The sequence below is a fragment of the Nitrosomonas ureae genome (genome assembly GCF_001455205.1).
Classification (GTDB): Bacteria; Pseudomonadota; Gammaproteobacteria; order Burkholderiales; family Nitrosomonadaceae; genus Nitrosomonas; species Nitrosomonas ureae.
This window is the reverse complement of sequence record NZ_CP013341.1, coordinates 3,250,162-3,269,962: the sequence shown is the minus strand read 5'-3', so window position 1 is coordinate 3,269,962 and position 19,801 is coordinate 3,250,162. Positions and strand designations below refer to the sequence as shown.

General features: G+C 42.1%; 14 protein-coding genes. 7 read left to right on the top strand and 7 right to left on the bottom strand.

Annotated features, from left to right (window positions below; translation table 11 throughout):
• Nucleotides 1–57: 57 nt before the first annotated feature.
• Nucleotides 58–312: a Rho-binding antiterminator gene (locus ATY38_RS15080; protein WP_062560013.1), complete on the bottom strand. Its 255-nt coding sequence runs from the start codon at nt 310–312 to the stop codon at nt 58–60.
• Between the two features lie 580 nt (nt 313–892).
• Between ATY38_RS15080 and ATY38_RS15075 the strand changes: the two genes are divergently transcribed.
• From ATY38_RS15075 to ATY38_RS15045, 7 genes are all read left to right on the top strand, one after another.
• On the top strand, nt 893–2,059 hold the full coding sequence (locus ATY38_RS15075) for a response regulator transcription factor (RefSeq protein WP_062560012.1): 1,167 nt from the start codon (nt 893–895) through the stop codon (nt 2,057–2,059).
• A gap of 330 nt (nt 2,060–2,389) precedes the next feature.
• A complete protein-coding gene (locus tag ATY38_RS15070; RefSeq protein ID WP_062560011.1) occupies nt 2,390–2,731 on the top strand; it encodes a YnfA family protein in 342 nt (113 codons plus the stop codon).
• 454 nt (nt 2,732–3,185) lie between these two features.
• The gene (locus ATY38_RS15065; RefSeq protein ID WP_062560010.1) at nt 3,186–4,094 is read left to right on the top strand and encodes a glycosyltransferase family 2 protein; all 909 of its coding nucleotides are present in this window, start codon (nt 3,186–3,188) and stop codon (nt 4,092–4,094) included.
• On the top strand, nt 4,091–4,975 hold the full coding sequence (locus ATY38_RS15060; RefSeq protein WP_062560009.1) for an SDR family oxidoreductase: 885 nt from the start codon (nt 4,091–4,093) through the stop codon (nt 4,973–4,975). The genes ATY38_RS15065 and ATY38_RS15060 overlap by 4 nt, the downstream gene beginning before the upstream one ends.
• A 74-nt stretch (nt 4,976–5,049) precedes the next feature.
• Nucleotides 5,050–6,834, top strand: a complete 1,785-nt coding sequence (locus tag ATY38_RS15055) for a type I secretion system permease/ATPase (RefSeq protein ID WP_062560008.1) — start codon at nt 5,050–5,052, stop codon at nt 6,832–6,834.
• A 59-nt stretch (nt 6,835–6,893) separates the two neighbouring features.
• A complete protein-coding gene (locus tag ATY38_RS15050; protein ID WP_235590331.1) occupies nt 6,894–8,252 on the top strand; it encodes an HlyD family type I secretion periplasmic adaptor subunit in 1,359 nt (452 codons plus the stop codon).
• Between the two features lie 80 nt (nt 8,253–8,332).
• Entirely contained in the window at nt 8,333–9,595 is a 1,263-nt protein-coding gene (locus ATY38_RS15045) for a TolC family outer membrane protein (RefSeq protein ID WP_235590330.1), read from the top strand.
• Nucleotides 9,596–9,621: 26 nt separating this feature from the next.
• Here ATY38_RS15045 and ATY38_RS15040 read toward each other — a convergent pair whose 3' ends face one another.
• The 6 genes from ATY38_RS15040 to ATY38_RS15015 form a co-directional block, all read right to left on the bottom strand.
• Nucleotides 9,622–10,095 carry a DUF5658 family protein gene (locus ATY38_RS15040; RefSeq protein ID WP_062560006.1) on the bottom strand — a complete coding sequence of 158 codons (474 nt, stop codon included), beginning with the start codon at nt 10,093–10,095 and terminating at the stop codon, nt 9,622–9,624.
• 408 nt (nt 10,096–10,503) lie between these two features.
• Nucleotides 10,504–11,646, bottom strand: a complete 1,143-nt coding sequence (bamC, locus tag ATY38_RS15035; protein ID WP_062560005.1) for an outer membrane protein assembly factor BamC — start codon at nt 11,644–11,646, stop codon at nt 10,504–10,506.
• Between the two features lie 10 nt (nt 11,647–11,656).
• Nucleotides 11,657–12,544, bottom strand: a complete 888-nt coding sequence (gene dapA, locus ATY38_RS15030; protein ID WP_062560004.1) for a 4-hydroxy-tetrahydrodipicolinate synthase — start codon at nt 12,542–12,544, stop codon at nt 11,657–11,659.
• A gap of 141 nt (nt 12,545–12,685) precedes the next feature.
• Nucleotides 12,686–15,268, bottom strand: a complete 2,583-nt coding sequence (gene clpB, locus ATY38_RS15025; RefSeq protein ID WP_062560003.1) for an ATP-dependent chaperone ClpB — start codon at nt 15,266–15,268, stop codon at nt 12,686–12,688.
• 66 nt (nt 15,269–15,334) lie between these two features.
• A complete protein-coding gene (locus tag ATY38_RS15020; RefSeq protein ID WP_062560002.1) occupies nt 15,335–18,010 on the bottom strand; it encodes a putative bifunctional diguanylate cyclase/phosphodiesterase in 2,676 nt (891 codons plus the stop codon).
• A 202-nt stretch (nt 18,011–18,212) separates the two neighbouring features.
• Nucleotides 18,213–19,706, bottom strand: coding sequence for an FMN-binding glutamate synthase family protein (locus tag ATY38_RS15015; RefSeq protein WP_062560001.1), 1,494 nt, complete (start codon nt 19,704–19,706; stop codon nt 18,213–18,215).
• Nucleotides 19,707–19,801 lie beyond the last annotated feature (95 nt).

Sequence of the window (19,801 nt, the reverse complement as noted above, 5' to 3'; positions counted from 1 at the left end):
TTTTCTTCGATAAGTTGGGTTTTGGAAATAAGGAAATAAAAGTTCTTTTGCAATATTCTACTCGAAGATAACTTCACGAAACTTGGCGTTAGGGGTCAGTACTTCCATGCTGACGAGCTGTGTTAACTCGATTTGTATTCTTGAGTCGTTATCGATAACAAGACATTCCTGTTTTTCTGAAGAATTGACTATATCAATTGCTGTACCTTCGATTATTAGTCGGTTTTTTAAAACGAGCCTGAGCCGGTAACGATACATACAAGCAACTTCCACGAAATCATGTTGCTCACACGAGATTGCATTCTCAGTCATATTACTAATCCTTTTAGTGGCTTTAAGACAGCATAATATACTCGACTAATTGCAAAAATAATTAGCCTTATACAATGTTGGATTTGTACCCTAAACGGCATCTTCAGAAGTGGATCATAAAGTTATTGTGTTACATATGGTTATCATTCATTCATATAGATTTATCAGAAAAATATTACAGAATCATTGACATGGGATTTTTTCCCACGTATAGTTCATTTGTGTGTGGGAAATGGTTACACATAGATCTGCTCGGTGTAACCAGGATTTATGTTCTCTGACACATCAAGTAAGAAAACAGCCCTAAGGCATTTTTATCCCTCTCAATGCCTTCTGGGCTGTTGATACGTAATAAGAATTTTAAGAAAAGTTAAGTTGAGAATCAGTTTATTTTTTTATCACTAAAACTTTTGTGCTGATAAGGGGAATTAACATGCCAGATACTGGTTACTTTTTCTCTTATGGAGCATGTGTGTATTAACTATTAAGGGTATTTTACTTATTCGTTTATATACGCGAGTTTGTCTTTATTGCACAGAAAAAGTTGTAGTGTCATAAAACTCTTTAAAGGCAAAGATCAATGAATAAAAAAACAGAATCGGCATTGGAGAGAATTTCTCATAACAAAATAGAAGTTCCGCGGGTTTTAATCCTAATTCACGATTATATTTCTGGCGGGAACCTGGAATATATAGTTAAAGGGTGGGAATACGACATCACCGGCATCTACAATTCAAATAAAGCAGCCTTGTTCAGAGTAAAAATTGATAAGCCGGATCTTATTTTGACCGATATGGAGCTGGATGATGATAGCTTGTGTGTAAGTCATCAGCTCAACCTATCAATCGGAAACTCCAAACTTTGTGTTTATTTTACAAGCTATACCACTCAATCAATCATGCAGCGCACCATGACATTAGTTTCAGTCTTGGGCAATAGAGTCCGGGAATGTAATAATGAAAGGAACTGCCAAAATGCTGAGTCTGATTTTAATCGACATGATGCTGGGATCAGCAAGTCGTTAAGACCGGCAAAACAATCTTCTTCTTCTCTCAACCCAATCCGGGTATTGTTAGTTGATGATCAGCAAATAGTGCTTTGGGGATTGGAAAAACTGATTAATGGTCAGAAACCAAGAATGGAAGTTGTTGGATCAGCAGAAAATATTTTTCTTGCCAAACGACTGATTAAGGAAAAACGGCCAGATGTTTTGATACTTAATATCTATTTGGGTGATATTAATTGTGTAAATTATATTTCTGAGTTTGCCAATAACGGAGATACAAAGATCGTAATTTTTTGCAGAATACGCGATCAAGAAGTAATCGAACAAGCAGTACTTTCAGGTGCCCGAGGGATCGTATATCAGAAGGAATCCATTCAAACGATACTTAAAGTGATTGAGAAGGTTCATGACGGAGAACTGTGGTTTGATCGGGAAACGACCAGCCGTGCCTTTCTACAAAACTTCCATATGAGAAAGACAGCTTCTCCTTCTATTAATACTAGAAAGATCAGTGCACTTACACGGAAAGAATGCGAAATTCTTAAAGTGTTCTCTCAAGCCAGTGGTAGCGAGCAAAATAAACAAATTGCAGCACACTTACAAATGAGCGAATATACATTACGGAATCATTTATCCGCAATTTTCAAGAAATTAGGTATAAATAACCGATTTGGTCTTTTCATGTATGCCAGACGACATTTTCGGCGATCTGGATCCTCTATCAATAAAGTCCTTCAGTGATTGAACGTTAAAATCTACCGGTTCATTTTTGGGACATACAGAGTATACCGCGTGATCTGAATAATCGATCGAATCGAGTTGTGATTGGTTAGTCTACTCAGAGATTATTTCAGTAATTTTAGCTTCGATGACTGCTGTCAATGTAATTCCCAGTATTTCCAATGCGCTTTTAACAACAAGCTTCTAAGCCCTGGCTTATTTGCCGGATAAATACACTTTTGTCTGACACCATAGTGATTTCTTGATTCATGGCAAGATTTTTGAGATCAAGTTACAATCTTTTTCGCTTGTTATGTTTTAGAAATAATTGCCTTTATTTGGATAGTAGTAATGGAAATCATAAAAACAATGGGTTTATTTGTTGTGACTGCTTTGGCGGAGATAATCGGTTGTTATTTACCCTATCTTTGGTTGAAAGAAGGTAAGCCTCTTTGGCTGCTTTTCCCCGCAGTTATCAGTTTGGCATTGTTTGTTTGGTTGCTCACACTTCATCCTCAGGCTGCAGGACGTGTTTATGCAGCGTATGGCGGTGTCTATATTTGTGTGGCATTGATGTGGTTGTGGGGGATAGATGCAGTTCGTCCAGCCATCACTGATTGGATTGGTGTAGGCATTTGTTTGACTGGGGTAATTGTCATTATGTTTGGAGCACAGGTTATCAAGCCTGCCTAGCTTGCTGTCAGATTTTACTGATCTTTTGCTCAAGGTTTGCATCAACAATCTCCAATAATGAATTCGATAAAGCAGTCTTAGCGATCTTCGTTTCTCTAAGGGACGTGCTAATCCACCGCAGCGTATCTTAGGATTCCAGGAAACGGAATTATCGAGTCTGGGCGGCTGGGTATTGCTTCCATATAAAGGTGAGTACCAAGGAAGAATATGCGCTGGGGTGCATGAAGTGTTACGAGTACAGGCGTTTTGATGCAGGAATATAGAGTTCTCGATTTATTCATCTTACTCATGAAATAAGAACAATATTACCGCCGGTGGCAAGCTGAAGGCGGTAAAATGATATGTAGTCTCCGCATATTCGTATATTGAGAAATGTTTTCAAGTCAATTGCCCGGTCAGGAATCTCAGGGCGCTTTTTAATTATAAAACTTAGGGCAACTGGAGCTAAAGTTAATTGAATTTCACCTGCAACAAACCGGTAACAGCAGTCATCGTCAACTATAATAGCGGTCCGCTTCTGGCAAGTTGTGTTCACGCAGTATTGCAACAGGTTCGGCAAGTTGTTGTGGTTGATAATGCATCTTCTGATACGAGTTTGACAGAATTGGAAAATAAGCTTTCATCCGAGAAACTATTACACATTGTCCGTCTGCATAATAATGTAGGATTCGCTGCAGGTTGCAATGCCGGTCTTAAATTGTCCACTCAGTCGCTTATTCTTTTCCTAAACCCTGATTGTATTTTGCAGGGAAATTCAATGCAGCGTATGGTTCAGGTAATAGAATCAGATACTCATATTGGTATGGTCGGTGGTTTTCTGGTTAATCCTGATGGGTCCGAACAAGGAGGGGGGCGGAGAGCCATACCGACTCCTTGGCGTGCTTTTGTACGTGCTTTTGGATTGTATCGCTTAGAGAAATTTTGGCCCCATTTGTTTTTTGATTTTCACCTTAATAACAAGCCATTGCCCCTTGTACCCATTGAAGTCGAAGCAATTTCCGGTGCACTGATGCTGGTAAAGCGTGAAGCCATCGATGATGTGGGTCTGTGGGATGAAGATTATTTTCTACATTGCGAAGATTTAGATCTTTGTATGCGGTTCAAGCAAAAGAAATGGAAAATTGTTTTCATACCGGATGCTCCGGTTGTCCATTTTCAAGGAACCTGCAGCCACTCCCGACCTTTCTTTGTTACATGGCATAAGCATAAAGGAATGTTACGTTTTTATCGGAAATTTTTTCAGCGACAATATCCGCCGATGTTGATGGGATTAGTTTCTTTGGCAGTATGGTCTCGCTTTGGAGTTGCCGTGATGTTTCTTTCTGCACAATACTGTTACAGATTATTAAAAATAAAAATATGAATGAACAGAGTGTCGGATTGCTGGGTGCAACCAGCTTGGTTGGCCAATGTTTACTACGCCAATTAGTACATAACGATTATCGTATTTCCGCCTTCTCACGTCGTTTATTCACAGAAAATCATCCACAAATCATTTGGCGGCAGCTTGATAGGAAAGATTATTTTAGCGATCCTACAGAAAATAAAACTATTCCTCTTTGGTTATGCGTCGCTCCCATCTGGATATTACCAGAGCATTTTGATCTCTTATTAGCCTATGGCGCTCGCCGGATTGTTGTATTATCTTCCACCAGTCGTTTCACTAAAAACTTATCTACGGATTCCAATGAGCGAGAGATCGCAATGCGACTGATCAAAAGCGAAGAGAGGGTGCAGGCATGGATGACTGCGCATAAAATAGAATGGATATTTCTGCGGCCAACAATGATTTACGGGTATGGACGGGATAAAAATATTACTGAAATGATGCATTTTATTCGTAGGTTTGGATTCTTTCCGCTATTAGGATCAGCTCAGGGTTTGCGGCAGCCAATTCATGCCGAAGATGTCGCGACTGCATGTTTTAAGGCACTTACCACTTTTAGTTTAGCAAATCGTTCTTACAATTTGGGAGGAGGGGAGACTTTAACGTACCGTGCAATGGTAAATCGCATTTTTGCGGTATTGCATCAACCACAGCGCATATTGACGATACCACTGTGGCTTTTTCAGAGCGCTACATGGGTGATTCGATGGCTACCCCGTTATCGTCATTGGACGTCAGCGATGGCCGAAAGAATGAATCAGAATTTAAATTTTGATTGCTCAGACTTACAACAGGATCTGAATTTTTTTCCTAAAGCATTTGAGTTGACTGCAAAAGATTTGCCTGGTCAAGAATGATCATCAACAATTATAATTTATTCAATAAATTGCATATTTGTAATCGGGTAACACTTAATCATGGCGTTATATAGATGAAATTCAAATTTCGAGCTCCTCAGAATGAGGTTGCACAAGTATTGGTTAGTTTTAAGAAAGCTTTTAGAAACATTGGAGTTTTCAGTGCGGTCATTAATATGCTCATGCTTATGCCGGCCATTTACATGTTGCAGCTTTATGACAGTGTCCTTACCAGTCGCAACGAAACAACTTTGTTAATGCTAACGTTGATTATGCTAGGTGCTTATATTTTTATGGGTGCATTAGAATATATACGCAGCTTTGTTTTAATCCGGGTCGGTGCGCAACTCGATATGAAGTTGAATAAACGTGTCTATACTGCCGCTTTTGAAGAAAGCTTGAAACAGGGCGATGGCAATGCCGGGCAAGCTTTGAAAGATTTGACGAATTTACGGCAATTTCTAACGGGTAATGCCTTATTCGCTTTTTTTGATGCGCCGTGGTTTCCGATTTATTTGTTCGTGATATTCATGTTCCATCCCGGTTTGGGCATTTTTGCATTATGCGGCACGGCTATATTAATCGCACTTGCTTACATTAATGAAAAAATATCACATAAACCTTTGGCCGAGGCCAATTCAATGGCTGTAGCATCTACCAATGTGGCATCAAATAATTTACGTAATGCTGAAGTAATCGAAGCTATGGGTATGTTGCCCAATATACAATCCCGTTGGTATAAATTACACAGCCGTTTTCTTAATTTACAAGCTGAAGCCAGTGAAAAGGCAGGTGTTATGACTGCACTGTCCAAATCTTTCACTGTAGCATTGCAGTCGCTTATGTTGGGATTGGGCGCGTTACTGGTTTTAGAGAATAGCATTACTCCCGGAATGATGATTGCAGGCTCGATACTATTAGGTCGAGCTATCGCACCGGTTCAGTTATTAATCAGCGTGTGGAAGCAAATAGGGAGTACACGCAGTGCTTATGAGCGCCTCACTCAATTACTTGAACATAATCCGGCGCGTGAAGCGGGAATGGCATTGCCGAAACCAGTAGGTATCATTAACGTCGAAAGTGTTACTGCAGCTCCGCCTGGTGGGAAAGTTCCTGTTATTAAAGGGCTTTCGTTCTCTCTGAATGCCGGTGAGGTTCTCGGAATTATTGGCCCCAGTGGATCGGGGAAATCCACGCTAGCCCGGTTATTGGTTGGAGTATGGCCGGCTGCTTCGGGAAAAGTAAGATTGGATGGCGCAGATGTTTATCTTTGGAATAAAGATGAATTAGGTCCGCACATTGGGTATTTGCCTCAAGATATTGAGCTATTTGCAGGCACCGTCTCAGAAAATATTGCGCGTTTTGGAGAAATTCAAGCAGAGAAGGTTATTCTCGCAGCTAAACGAGCAGGTGTTCATGAGATGATTCTGAATATGCCTGAAGGTTACGATACAGTACTGGGCGGTGGTGGTGCGGGACTTTCCGGCGGACAAAAGCAACGCATTGGTTTAGCGCGTGCAATGTATGATGATCCATCATTAATCGTTCTGGATGAGCCAAATTCAAATCTGGATGACGTAGGTGAACAAGCGCTCCTGGCTGCCATCATTGATTTGCGTAAACGTGGGAAAACTATTGTCTTGATTACACACCGAACCAGTATTCTTGGTGCGACCAGCAAGTTATTACTATTGCAAGATGGCATGGTAAAAATGTTTGGTCCTACCAAAGAAGTGATCGAGACTTTGACAAAACAACAGCAAACTCAGCAGGCATTACTGGCACAAAAGAAAGCTGAAAATCAGACTGCCAACCAAGGTACTCAAACTGCTGATGTAACTGATACGAAAACTAGTTAAACGGAGTGTCACTCCGTTCTATCACGTATTGAGAATACTTCGATCAACGAATAGGAATAATGATGAAGCTTGTTGCTGAAGAAAAAGAATCAATTATTGAGAGTGTTCCAATGGTTGATCTATCTACTCAAGTCAAAACAGATGAAACAACTTATACAAAACTTGGCTGGTGGATTGTTTTGGCAGGGTTCTGTGGATTTATTCTGTGGTCATCTATTGCCCCTTTGGATAAAGGGGTGCCTGTTATGGGTACGGTTACTGTGGCGAGTCACCTTCAGGCAGTGCAGCATCAAACTGGCGGTATTATCGATGATATTCTGGTTAAAGAAGGCGATCATGTAAAACTAGGGCAGATCCTGGTACGCATGAATGACGTTCAAATCAAAGCTCAAGCTGAAATAACTCGTAGTCAGCTCTATGCGGCGCGTGCAATCGAAGCAAGATTATTGGCCGAACGTGACGGAGCTAATGAAATCACCTTTCCAAAAGAATTGCTTGCGTCTCAGGATGATCCGCGTGTTGCAAATAATATCAGCATTCAGAATCAGTTATTCTCATCACGTAAGCTTGCTTTACAGCATGAGATCGCTGCAATTGATGAAAGTACTGCCGGCCTGAAATTACAGCTGCGGGGATTAGAGGCATCAATGACGAGTAAAAAACAGCAGCTCAAATTTCTTGAAGAACAACTTTTTAGTTTGCGTGATCTTGCAATGGATGGTTTCGTTCCCCACAATCGCGTTCTGGAGCTTGAGCGAGCTTATACGCAACTTACAGGAGATATTTCTTCCGCCACTGGAGATATTGGACGTACGCAACGCCAGATTACAGAGCTCGAACAACGCCGCATTCACCGGTTGCAGGAATATCAGAAAGAAGTTAGGCAAACACTGTCCGATGTGCAGCGCGAAGCTGAAGCTTTAAGTAGTCGCTTGATCGGGCAGGATTTTGAATTGGCAAACGTAGAAGTTAAAGCTCCCGTTGACGGCATTGTTGTCGGTATGAACGTGTTTACAAAAGGGGGTGTAATCAGCCCAGGATTCAAACTGATGGATATCGTTCCAAGCGATGATATGCTGATCATTACAGGCCAGGTGCCTGTGCATTTAATTGACAAAATTCATGTTGACCTTCCGGTAGATCTGATTTTTTCTGCTTTGAACCAAAAGAAAACACCCAATATCCCCGGTATCGTCACTCAGGTTTCAGCAGATCGTCTTGTTGATGAGCACAGTGGGTTTCCATTTTATAGTATTAAAGCTAAGGTAACGCCAGAAGGTATGAAACAATTGGCCGATGAACAAATACGGGCAGGCATGCCGGTAGAAATTTTCATTAAAACAGGCGAGCGTTCACTTATGAATTATTTATTTAAACCCATTCTTGATCGTGTGCATTCATCTCTAAGTGAAGAGTAGCTGCGATGATTACTTTTTATTCTAAGATCGTAATAATTGTTTTTTTACTTTTCTTTAATGTAACTAATTTCGCTCATGCTATGAGCCTTTTGGATGCTTATGAGGCAGCATTGCAGCACGATCCCATCTATCGTTCTGCGTTGCACGAAAATGAGGCGGGACAGCAGGCGGAAATCATCGGGCGTGCCAGTCTTTTGCCTAGTTTGACTGTAACGCATGCCCAAAACAAGAATTCAGGTACATTGGATACCGGTACGGGTACCCAGCCGCTGAATTTTGATGGGCAGGTGAGTACCTTAACCTTACGTCAACCCTTATTCAATCTTGAAGCAATAGCCGGCTATCAGCAAGGGAAAGCCAGAGCTGATTCTAGCCGTGCAAAATTTCTTGGGCATGGTCAGCAACTTCTCGTTCGAGTTGTAGAGGCTTATGTCGAAACTTTGCTAGCACAAGACCGTGTAAGAATTGCCGAAACAGAGCTTGCAGCCCTTGAAGAACTGAAGCGTGTTAATGAACGCATGTTGCAAAAAGGAGAAGGAACGACTACCGATGTTTTGGAAACACAATCTAAGCACGCGTTAGCACAAGCGAAAATAATTGAAGCAAAAGATGAACTGGAAATTGCACAACTTAAGTTGGAAGCACTGATCGGGCAGAAAATTACACAACTGGTCCGTCTAGCTGATACTTTCAGTTCACATACAATACAGCATCCGGATGGCTATGATACCTGGCAAGCTTTGGCCTTGGAACAGAATGCTGAGTTGGTCACGCAACGTCATAATGTAGTTTCCGGGAAAGAAGAAATTAAGAAAAACCACGCAGGTCATTTACCTCGAGTTGATTTAGTTGCCAGTTTACAAAAGAATAAAAGAGGTTCTTTTGTTACGCAAGGTTTGGATGCAGAGTTCGGAACGATTGGAATTGAAGTTAATATGCCGATATATTCAGGGGGGCGCGTAAATGCTCTAACTACACAAGCAGTTGCAAACCACGCGCGCGCTGAGGCTGAGTTAGATGCAGCGACTGATAAAGTTTTGGTCGAGCTACGCAAGCAATACAATCTGTTAATCAGTAGCGTAAAAAGAATTGAATCCTTGGAACTGGCAGTAAAATCAGCAGAGTTGCTTGTGGAAGCCACGCAGAAAAGCATTCGTGGCGGTATTCGTATTAATTTAAATCTTTTGGATGCTCAACAGCAATTGCATACATCACGGCGTGATCTTGCTCAGGCACGATATAATTATCTGTTGGCTTATCTTCGATTGCAGCTCGCTGCTGGCACATTGGCATTTGATGATTTGAGGAAAGTCGCAAGTTACTTCACATCGTACCGGAATTAATTTTTCTCACTCACAATTGACATGAATCAGTAAAAGCCTGCAAGATTCAATAAATACAATTCATAACCAATCAATACAGTATAACCAAAAAGAATCAAATACTTGATATGCCACACGCGTATTTTTTCGGTTAATCGCACATTATGATGAATAATCAGTAGCATCAGCGCCGTTGACGTCAGTGCCAGCTTAAAACTGATAAATTTTTGTGTGCTATCTTCAATCAGTTGTGCCATGATCCAATTAAGTTCCTCTCCACCTCTGGCTAGAATATTGAGTGTAAAAAAAGCATCTAATACACCTAATAACAAAATAGCAATCGCACAAAACATCAGATGCCCGGCATAACGATCTACATATTCCGGTTTTCCTTTCTCAGGAATTCTACGTTCACCTAATCTTCTGCCAGTTTTAATTCCCATGTGATAGATGCAAAAGAAGGGCATAGCCTGACGACGATTCTGGTTTCTCATGTTTGGAATTGAGATTACTTGGGTCATGAAATGCTCCTTCTGTTTTTGTTTTAAATAATAGAGAAGTTTATTTTTATTTGTATAAGATAGCAGTTAATTTTATTTTTTTCTATAAGTCTCAGCGCACATCTATTTTTGTGTTCTTAAAATCAATTGCTTGTTGAGATATGAAATGAAATTGAAGAGGGCGCATTTTCAATTAATGAGATACAGCATGGATTGGATGAAGCAGAGCTGGAAGCGGTGGTTCTAATTAAATGTTCCTGAAAGATACACCGAAAATTGTATTTTTGGTTTTAAGGCCGGGTATGGTAATTCTTTTAACACCCTGATGGATGCATTTCATTGATAATTTCCGGTATAGCAATCAACGTAGATACCGGAGGGAAGAAGCATTCCGCGAGCATATTCCTTTGGGTAAGCAATCATAAGACGTCATTTTAACTGTTCATGCAATAGTTTCAGGATACGATTGGATGTAGCAGAATTTACCGCTGATCCGTCATCATTTAAGAAGGTTACTTTGCATGCATTGGCTCCGGTATTATGAACTTGAATGCGGAATTTTGCCGCTTTGGCGGCATCCTTGTCATCGCTGCGCCAGAACATTATATTTGATAAAATGCCTTTATCGTCGTCTTTCTTCTTGCTATCAATATCGGGATTAACATAACGTACAAAATAAATGCCTTCTTCACGATTCCGATCTTCAACGGTAAAGCCGATTCGATCAAGGGCCAAGCCAACACGTCGCCAGGACCGGTCGAATGCCTCATTAATAACAAGAGTTGTTCCTTCTTGATCGATATAAGCCCGTTCAATAGAAGTATTATTTTTGCTGGTGGCTAATTCCAGTTTGGCCTTTTGCTCCTCAACGCCGAAGCGCATCATTAAACGCGAGAGCATTTCAGCTTCCAGATCAGGGTCTGCTGGGCGTGGTTGCCAGATGGTGCGGTTCAGAGGACCACCCTCCATGACTTCGATCATGCCGCGATGACTGATATACACTTCCGTGTTTCCTGTCTCGTTTCGCTCTAGGCGGGTACGAAATTTATCGCGCTCGGCAGTAGAATAAATGCTATCGAGAACGGTGGAGAGTAAAGTGCGCACAATATCTTGTGGAATCTTGGCTCGATTCTCAGCCCAATCCGTTTCCATAATTCCAGCCTCCGGAATTTCTGTTTTGATTAGAAAACCGAGTTCTTGCCAAAATTCTTTAATTACCGGCCATACAGTTTCAGGTTTTTGGGGAATAACTAACCAGCGCTGTGTTCCTGAACGTTCAATATGCACATTCTGAAAGGAGGACGGTAATAAAGACGATGAGCCGCTATTTTGTTGTCCTCCCCGCTCATTGCTATAACTGGAAAACGTTGTACTTCCGGGTGCGCTTAGTTCAGGAATGGAGTAGCGCTCATCAATGTCAGGCTGAACCAAATCAGGCGGTACATCCAGGGCGGGTACCTTACCGGCCGACTTATAATCGATATTCTTGGTTTCAGGAAACATAGTGCAACCTGCGTTTGCCATCAAAAATATTAGCATCAGGCACGACAAGATTATTTTTCGCCACTTCATGGTTGATGTTTTACCTCTTTAAGTCGTGGATATCCGCTAATTGCATTGCTTCGCGTATAAGTTCATGGTACTGAGCGGATAATGGTGTTAGTGGCAAACGGATTCCGGAATTTATTAAACCCATTTGTGTAACGGCCCATTTCACGGGAATAGGATTGGCTTCGACAAATAAGTCTGTATGTAAGCGCAGAAGTTTATTATTTAACGATCTTGCAGTATTTATCTCACCCGAAAGTGCAGCCATGCACATTTCATGCATCATTCTGGGGGCCACATTTGCAGTAACTGAAATAACACCGTGACCTCCTAACAGTAACAGTGCCAATGCGCTAATATCGTCTCCACTATAGATGAAAAATTCGGAAGGTGCGCGCAACAAAAGATCGCAACCTCGCCCAATATCGCCTGTTGCATCTTTAATACCGACAATATTAGGAACCTGTGCTAAGCGAAGTGCGGTATCGTTGTGAATATCGGCAACGGTTCTTCCAGGGACATTATATAGAATATGCGGAATGTCAACAGCTTCAGCAATTGTTTTAAAGTGTTGGTATAACCCTTCTTGGGTGGGTTTATTGTAATAAGGAGCGACTGAGAGACACGCATCCACGCCTGAATTCTTGGCAAAAATGGATAGATCGATAGCTTCGCGCGTCGAGTTTGCGCCGGTTCCTGCAATTACCGGTATGCGTCCTGCGACATGATCGACTGCTGTGCGCATTAACAGATGATGCTCATCAAAATCCACTGTTGGAGATTCACCCGTGGTGCCAACAACCACAACGCCATCAGTACCCTGATTGATATGAAAATCTAAAAGAGAGCGGAAGCGATCCAAATCTAACCCGCCTTCTTCATCCATGGGAGTGACGATAGCAACCAAGCTACCTTTGAACATGACGATCTACCCAGTAAAAAAGTCTTATTTTACCTCAAACTAATATTGATTATTGAGTTTCGCGATGGACTGCAGCATATTTTGCCTTTGCCGTATGCATGACGAATAGGATTCATTGACATACATACGGAAAGATTATTTCTACTTTTTGCTAAAGCTGATCATGCCATCACTGTAGTCGACCTGAATGATATCTTTTGCAACAAATTTACCTTCCAAAATTTCTTTGGCCAGAGGATTTTCAATTTGTGTTTGGATAGCTCGTTTTAAAGGGCGTGCACCAAATATCGGATCGAATCCTGCTTGAGAAAGGGCGGTGAGTGCTGCTTCACTAACTATCAGCTGCATTTCCAGTTTAGCTAGCCTTGCTTCAAGGTAATGCAATTGTATCCGGGCAATCGAGTGAATGTGTTTCTCACCCAAAGTATGGAATACAACGACTTCATCAATGCGATTAATAAACTCGGGACGAAAATATGTTTTCACTTCATTCATGACGGCCTGTTTGATCGCCTGATACTCATTTCCTGACATTTCCTGGATCATTTGGGATCCCAAATTGGATGTCATGACGATCACTGTATTTTTGAAATCGACAGTGCGTCCCTGACCATCCGTCATTCGTCCGTCGTCCAGAACTTGCAGCAAAACATTAAATACATCCGGGTGTGCTTTCTCAACTTCATCCAGCAAAATAACCGCATAAGGTTTTCTGCGCACGAGCTCGGTTAAGTAACCGCCTTCTTCATAACCGACATAGCCCGGTGGAGCGCCAATCAGTCGTGCGACAGAATGTTTTTCCATGAATTCAGACATGTCGACGCGAATGAGATGGTCCTCGGAATCAAACAGAAAACCAGCCAGTGCTTTGCATAATTCCGTTTTCCCTACCCCGGTTGGCCCCAGAAACAAGAACGATCCATAAGGACGATTGGGATCAGCCAATCCGGCACGGGAACGTCGGATCGCATCCGAAACCAGGCGTACGGCTTCATCCTGACCAACGACCCGATCATGAAGTTTTTGTTCCATGAGAAGCAATTTTTCCCGTTCACCTTGCATCATTTTCGATACAGGGATACCGGTGGCGCGAGATACCACTTCTGCAATTTCTTCAGCGCCTACTTGAGTCCGCAACAATCTAGGCGTAGGTGCAGAATTTGATTCATTTCCTGCAGTTTGCTGCAATTGTGCTTCCAGCTGCGGTAGGCGGCCATATTGCAATTCTGAAACTTTTTGCCAATCTCCTTTACGAGTGGCGGCTTCTATTTCCAGTTTAAGTTTTTCCATTGCTTCCTTGAGTTGCTGAGAGCCGTGTACCTGAAATTTCTCAGCTTTCCAGATCTCCGCTAAATCGTCATATTCGCGTTCTTTCTGTTTGATTTCCTCTTCCAATAATTGAAGGCGTTTTTGTGACGCTTCATCTTTTTCCTTTTTAATTGCTTCACGCTCAATCTTAAGCTGTATCAATCGCCGATCCAGCTTATCCAATATTTCGGGTTTAGAATCTATTTCCATGCGAATTCTTGCCGCAGCTTCGTCTATCAGATCAATGGCTTTGTCAGGCAGGAAACGGTCGGTAATATACCGATTGGATAATTCCGCAGCAGCAACAATGGCGGGATCAGTAATATCAACACCATGATGTACTTCGTACTTTTCCTGTAAGCCGCGCAATATTGCAATGGTAGCTTCCACAGTGGGTTCTTCTACAAGGACTTTCTGAAAACGCCGTTCTAGCGCAGCATCTTTTTCAATGTACTTGCGATATTCATCGAGGGTTGTTGCGCCAACGCAATGTAATTCTCCGCGTGCTAAGGCTGGCTTTAACATATTGCCCGCATCCATGGCGCCTTCCGCCTTGCCAGCACCTACCATAGTATGCAGCTCGTCGATGAATACAATGGTTTTCCCTTCGTCTTGTGCCAGTTCTTTCAGCACTGATTTGAGGCGTTCTTCAAATTCACCGCGATATTTTGCACCGGCCAGTAACGCCGCCATATCCAGGACAAGAACACGCTTGTCTTTCAAACTTTCAGGTACTTCTCCATTGATGATGCGTTGTGCCAAACCTTCCACAATCGCGGTTTTACCCACTCCTGGTTCACCAATCAGAACGGGATTATTTTTGGTGCGCCGTTGCAACACCTGAATTGCCCGACGGATCTCATCATCACGTCCTATAACCGGATCCAGTTTGCCTTGGCGCGCACGTTCGGTAAGATCCAAGGTATATTTTTTCAATGCTTCACGGCTACCTTCAGCTTCAGCGCTACCAACCTGTTCGCCTCCCCGTACTGCATTAATTGCTTTCTCCAAAGCTGCGGTATTGGCGCCATACTGTTTTAACAATGCGCCTATTTCGCCTTTATCTTGCAACATTGCCAAAAGAAACATCTCAGATGCAATAAACTGATCATTGCGTTTTTGCGCTTCTTTATCAGCTACGTTGAGCAGATTATTCAAGCTACGGGAAATCGTCACCTCACCACCGGAATTCTCAACCTTCGGCAAGCGGTGAATACTTTGCTTGATACTATCCAGCAAGGGAGTGGTATTAACACCAGAGCGTTGCAATAGCGAAAGCGTACTGCCATCACCCTGCTGCAATAATGCCAGTAATAAGTGTTGGGGTTCTATGGTTGGATTGTCCTGGCCGACAGCGATGCTTTGTGCATCAGCAAAAGCTTGTTGGAATTTGGTGGTCAGTTTGTCAAAACGCATGAAATTCTCCTATCATAGGTTATTAAATGCCTACGTGGGGGAGAGGTGGCAATTTTCAAGAGTAGATTATTTTGCCGAACCGATAGCGCGAATCTTGTTCGACTGAGCTACCGAGTTCATTAGCATCAGCTCAATTTCAGAAACAGTTACCGGTTTGCTGAAGTAATAGCCTTGATAGTGATTGCATTTTTGTGTTACCAGGAAATTTAATTGCTCTTCTATTTCAATGCCTTCCGCAATGACTTCCATTTCCAGGCTGTGCGCCATTGCAATTATTGCGGCTACAATGGTGCGGTCATTTTTGTCGGTTACGAGGTCACGCACGAAGGAACGATCTATTTTAAGTGTGTGAATGGGGAATTGTTTTAGATAACTAAGGCTCGAGTAGCCTGTTCCGAAATCATCAATCGAGATGTGTAAGCCCATTGCATCGAGGCGATTAAGCGTTTCCACCACTTTTTCAATATTGTCGATCAGCATGCTTTCGGTTATTTCCAAAGCGATATATTTGGCTTTAACGCCGGTTTCGCTCAATATACGTGAGATATTCTTGATTAGGTCCTTGTCGCGAAATTGCCGCGCAGACAAGTTAATGGCGACTCTCGGCACATAGAAACCTTGATCTTGCCAAGCTTTTATTTGCATGCAGACTGTCCTTATAACCCATTCACCGATAGGAATAATCAACCCTGTTTCTTCTGCCAAGTTAATGAACTTATCGGGAGTAATCAGTTTCTGCTCAGGGTGCCGCCAGCGTAATAGTGCTTCCACGCCATATAAATTATGATTGGGCATATCCATGACAGGCTGATAATATAAAAGCAATTCATTTCGTTCCAATGCATAACGTAAATCAAGGCCAAGGATATGTCTTTCGTATGCTGATTTATTCAGTTCATCGGTGAAGAATTGATAATTATTGCGCCCGTTCTTCTTGGCATGGTACATAGCATTATCGCTGTTTTTAAGTAGTGTTTCAGCATTAACACCATCGTCAGGAAACACTGCGATACCAATGCTGCCGTCAATATGTAACTCATTGTTATGAATATAGAAAGGTAGTGCAAGTGAATCCAGAATTTTTTGGGACACTTTTGCGGCATCGAGTGATTCTGCGATAGAATTGAGCACTACAATGAATTCATCGCCTCCTTGACGGGCGACAGTATCTTCGTTGCGAACGCATGATTTTAGTCTATTTGCCACGGCTTTTAACAGCAAATCACCCATTTCATGGCCGAGTGAATCATTAATGGTTTTAAAATGATCCAGATCAATAAACAGTACGGCCATTTGTTTTTGTAGGCGCGTATCATGAACCAATACTTGCTCGATACGATCACGCAGTAAGTATCGATTGGGAAGGCCTGTTAATGCATCGTGCGTTGCCATTTCAATAATGCGTTTTTCCGCTTCTTTTCCTTCATACCATCGACCCAGGTCGTGCGCAATGGTATCAACCAGATTTTGCTGATAGGTTAATGTCGATGGGAAGTTACGAATGTAAGCCACTTGTAGCAAACCGCATTGTTGTCCATTAGAGATAATGGCTGAGCTTATGCAATTGGATAAGTTTTCTTGATATTTGGGAGTGAAGTATTGTTTATCTTCAAGCTTAATCTTGGCGACGGCCATTTCTTGAAATTCAAAAACTGGCAGCAAGAATTTTAAAATATTTTTGCATGTATCTTCGGTGCTTTGATCCAGTGCCAGATAGCTTCTGATTTTCTGTAAGCAGGTATTCTCTTTTAAACGCTCATTCAGATAAGATTCTTTTTGGTTAATTAATTTCTGGATCAGTGGTAATGTAAGCCAGCTTATAATTGCAATGCCAAAGAAAAGGATCAAGATCAGATAAAAAATAATTGTTCTGATCTGATCGGTTGAATAATTATTTAACTCATCCTTATTTATTTTAAGAACCGCTCCAAGATCATAAACCACAGGGGAATGGGCGGCAACAACCTCGATTTGCCGATAATCCTTGGTAAATTTAACCCCGGTTTGGCCTTCTAATGCAAAATGTACCGGCAGTGGTTGATTGTTCATGATGCGCTGGATACGCTTAAGCTGATTATCGTCAAAGTTACGCAGGAAGCAATCCATTTCATGGTTATTGCCTTTGACAGGTGCGCAAAGTAGGAAATCGCTGGTATTACCGATGAGAGTTGCCTCTGTAAAAATCCTTGTGAGATTGGGCATGCGTTCTTCTGTGATGACACGACCAATAGGCTTGCCGTATTCATTTACAAGCTGAATTGAATTTCGAACGATAAAGTCATGATTCCAAAATAAGATCGTATTGATACCCGATCCAGTATTCAACTCAACAGCAAGTTTCCTGTGCTTGGAAAGATTACCTGCACTTAAAATCAATTGATCATCAATATCATAAATCTCAATACCCGAGAAATAAGTCGACAGTATTCTTTCTATTGATTGCGCAATCCCTTCAATACCTTCCTTTTGCGAGTGATCTGAATAAAATTTTTCCAGGCTTTGCGTGAGAAAGATGCGAGTTGATATTGCTCGGGTATTCGTCACGGAATGCATGATCTGTTTTTGAATATGTTTGACCGTATTTTCTAATGCAACTTCGAGGCCTGAAGTGGCGATTGCTTCGATCTGTCTCTGCATCACGCTATATACCGAAAGACTTGTAAACAGGATCAGCATAATCAGAGTCAGGCTGCTGATTAATAGTATCTTTCTGTTATATTGATTGATCACGGAACGAAGCATTATTTGTCTTTGGCTACATGCGATTATGAAATTTCCAGTTCATGCATTATCGACAATAGAATACTTTGTTGAAATATATATCTAAGAGGTTTTTCTCCCTTAATTCTTAGGATGATGCAACATCATGGATTTTCTCATTAGTGGCTGGAATTCGAGAAAATGATGAAAATAGTTTGTCAATACGAAGTGATCCTTGGATTGATTAATCCAAATTTATTTTTCTGGGTACCTCAGGGTAGGGGTAAAGAATGTTTAAAGCCACGCTTTTCCCGGCGGTCTCAACAATACGTACATGCTCGCGTTTAAACTGACGGGCGTGGTGTAGACCGCATGAATGAGCGATCATGTTAATTTCTTTATTAACATTTCTGGCATAGTTCGCAACCCGCAGATATTTTTCTTCCACCACCAATCCATTCTGCAAACGCTCATCATGCGTTGTGACACCAGTAGGGCAAGTGTTGAGATGACAACGCATTGCCTGAATGCAACCCAATGAAAACATGAAGCCACGTGCTGTATTGACAAAATCTGCGCCAGCACAGAGTGCCCAAGCGCCCTCCGCAGAAGTTACCAATTTCCCCGCAGCCACAACATAAATTCGATTTTTCAAGCCGGATTGTAATAAGGCATCCACTACGCGTGGCAGGGCTTCCGAGATTGGCAAGCTGACGTGATCCATCAGTGTTTGAGGCGCTGCGCCGCTTCCACCTTCGCCACCGTCAATAGTAAGAAAATCCGGCGCATACTCCAATCCGCGCCGGTTGATGTGGTCGCATACTTCATTAATGAAATTCCATCCGCCAATGGCTGTTTTAATACCAACGGGTCGTCCCGTCAGCTCGCGGATAAAATGGATCTTGTCGAGCAGCTCATCAATATTGTTAATATCTTTATGGCGATTCGGGCTGATCGAGTTCTGATTTTCCGGAATGCCACGGATTGCAGCAATCTCGCTATGTACTTTATTAGCCGGTAGTAATCCACCTTTACCGGGTTTGGCACCCTGTGATAGCTTGATTTCAAAAGCTTTGACCACCTTACTCAATTCTTTTGCACGTTGCGGTGAAAAATTGCCATGTTCATCCCGGATGCCATACTTGGCGGTACCGATTTGCATGATCAAATCACAACCACCCTCGAGGTGATAGGGAGATAGACCACCTTCACCCGTATTTAACCAGCAATCAGCTTGTGCGGCACCCAGAGATAATGCACGCACTGCTGGTTTGGAGATGGCACCGTAGCTCATTCCGCTAATATTGATAATTGATTTGGCTTCGAATGGGTGCTCGCAGTATCCTTTGCCAATCTGCAGCGAAGGGGTTGGTAACTGATCTTCCTCCTGAATGGGGAAAGCGGCATTGACAAAAATAACCGAGCCTGGTTGTCGCAAATCATGGGTGGAGCCGAAGCCGACGAGGCTCCCTTTGTTTTTGGCGTTTTTGTAAATCCAACCACGCGTTGCGCGATTAAACGGCATTTCATCACGATCATTGGTAAAAAAATACTGCCGAAAGTATTTACCTTGTCGTTCGAAAATATACCGCAATCGACCAATGACAGGATAATTGCGTAGCACGGAATGCTTTTTCTGCGTGATATCCTGAATAAACCAAGTAACGACAATGCCGATGAAGGCAACACCCAACATCGCAGCAATACTGTAGCTAAATAGATCGATTACACTGGACATACAACCCCCTTATCCTGTATCGCAATGAGCCTGAAAATCTGCCGAACTTAAAAATTGATTGATTGTATCAATGAGAATAGCAGCTCATTACAATT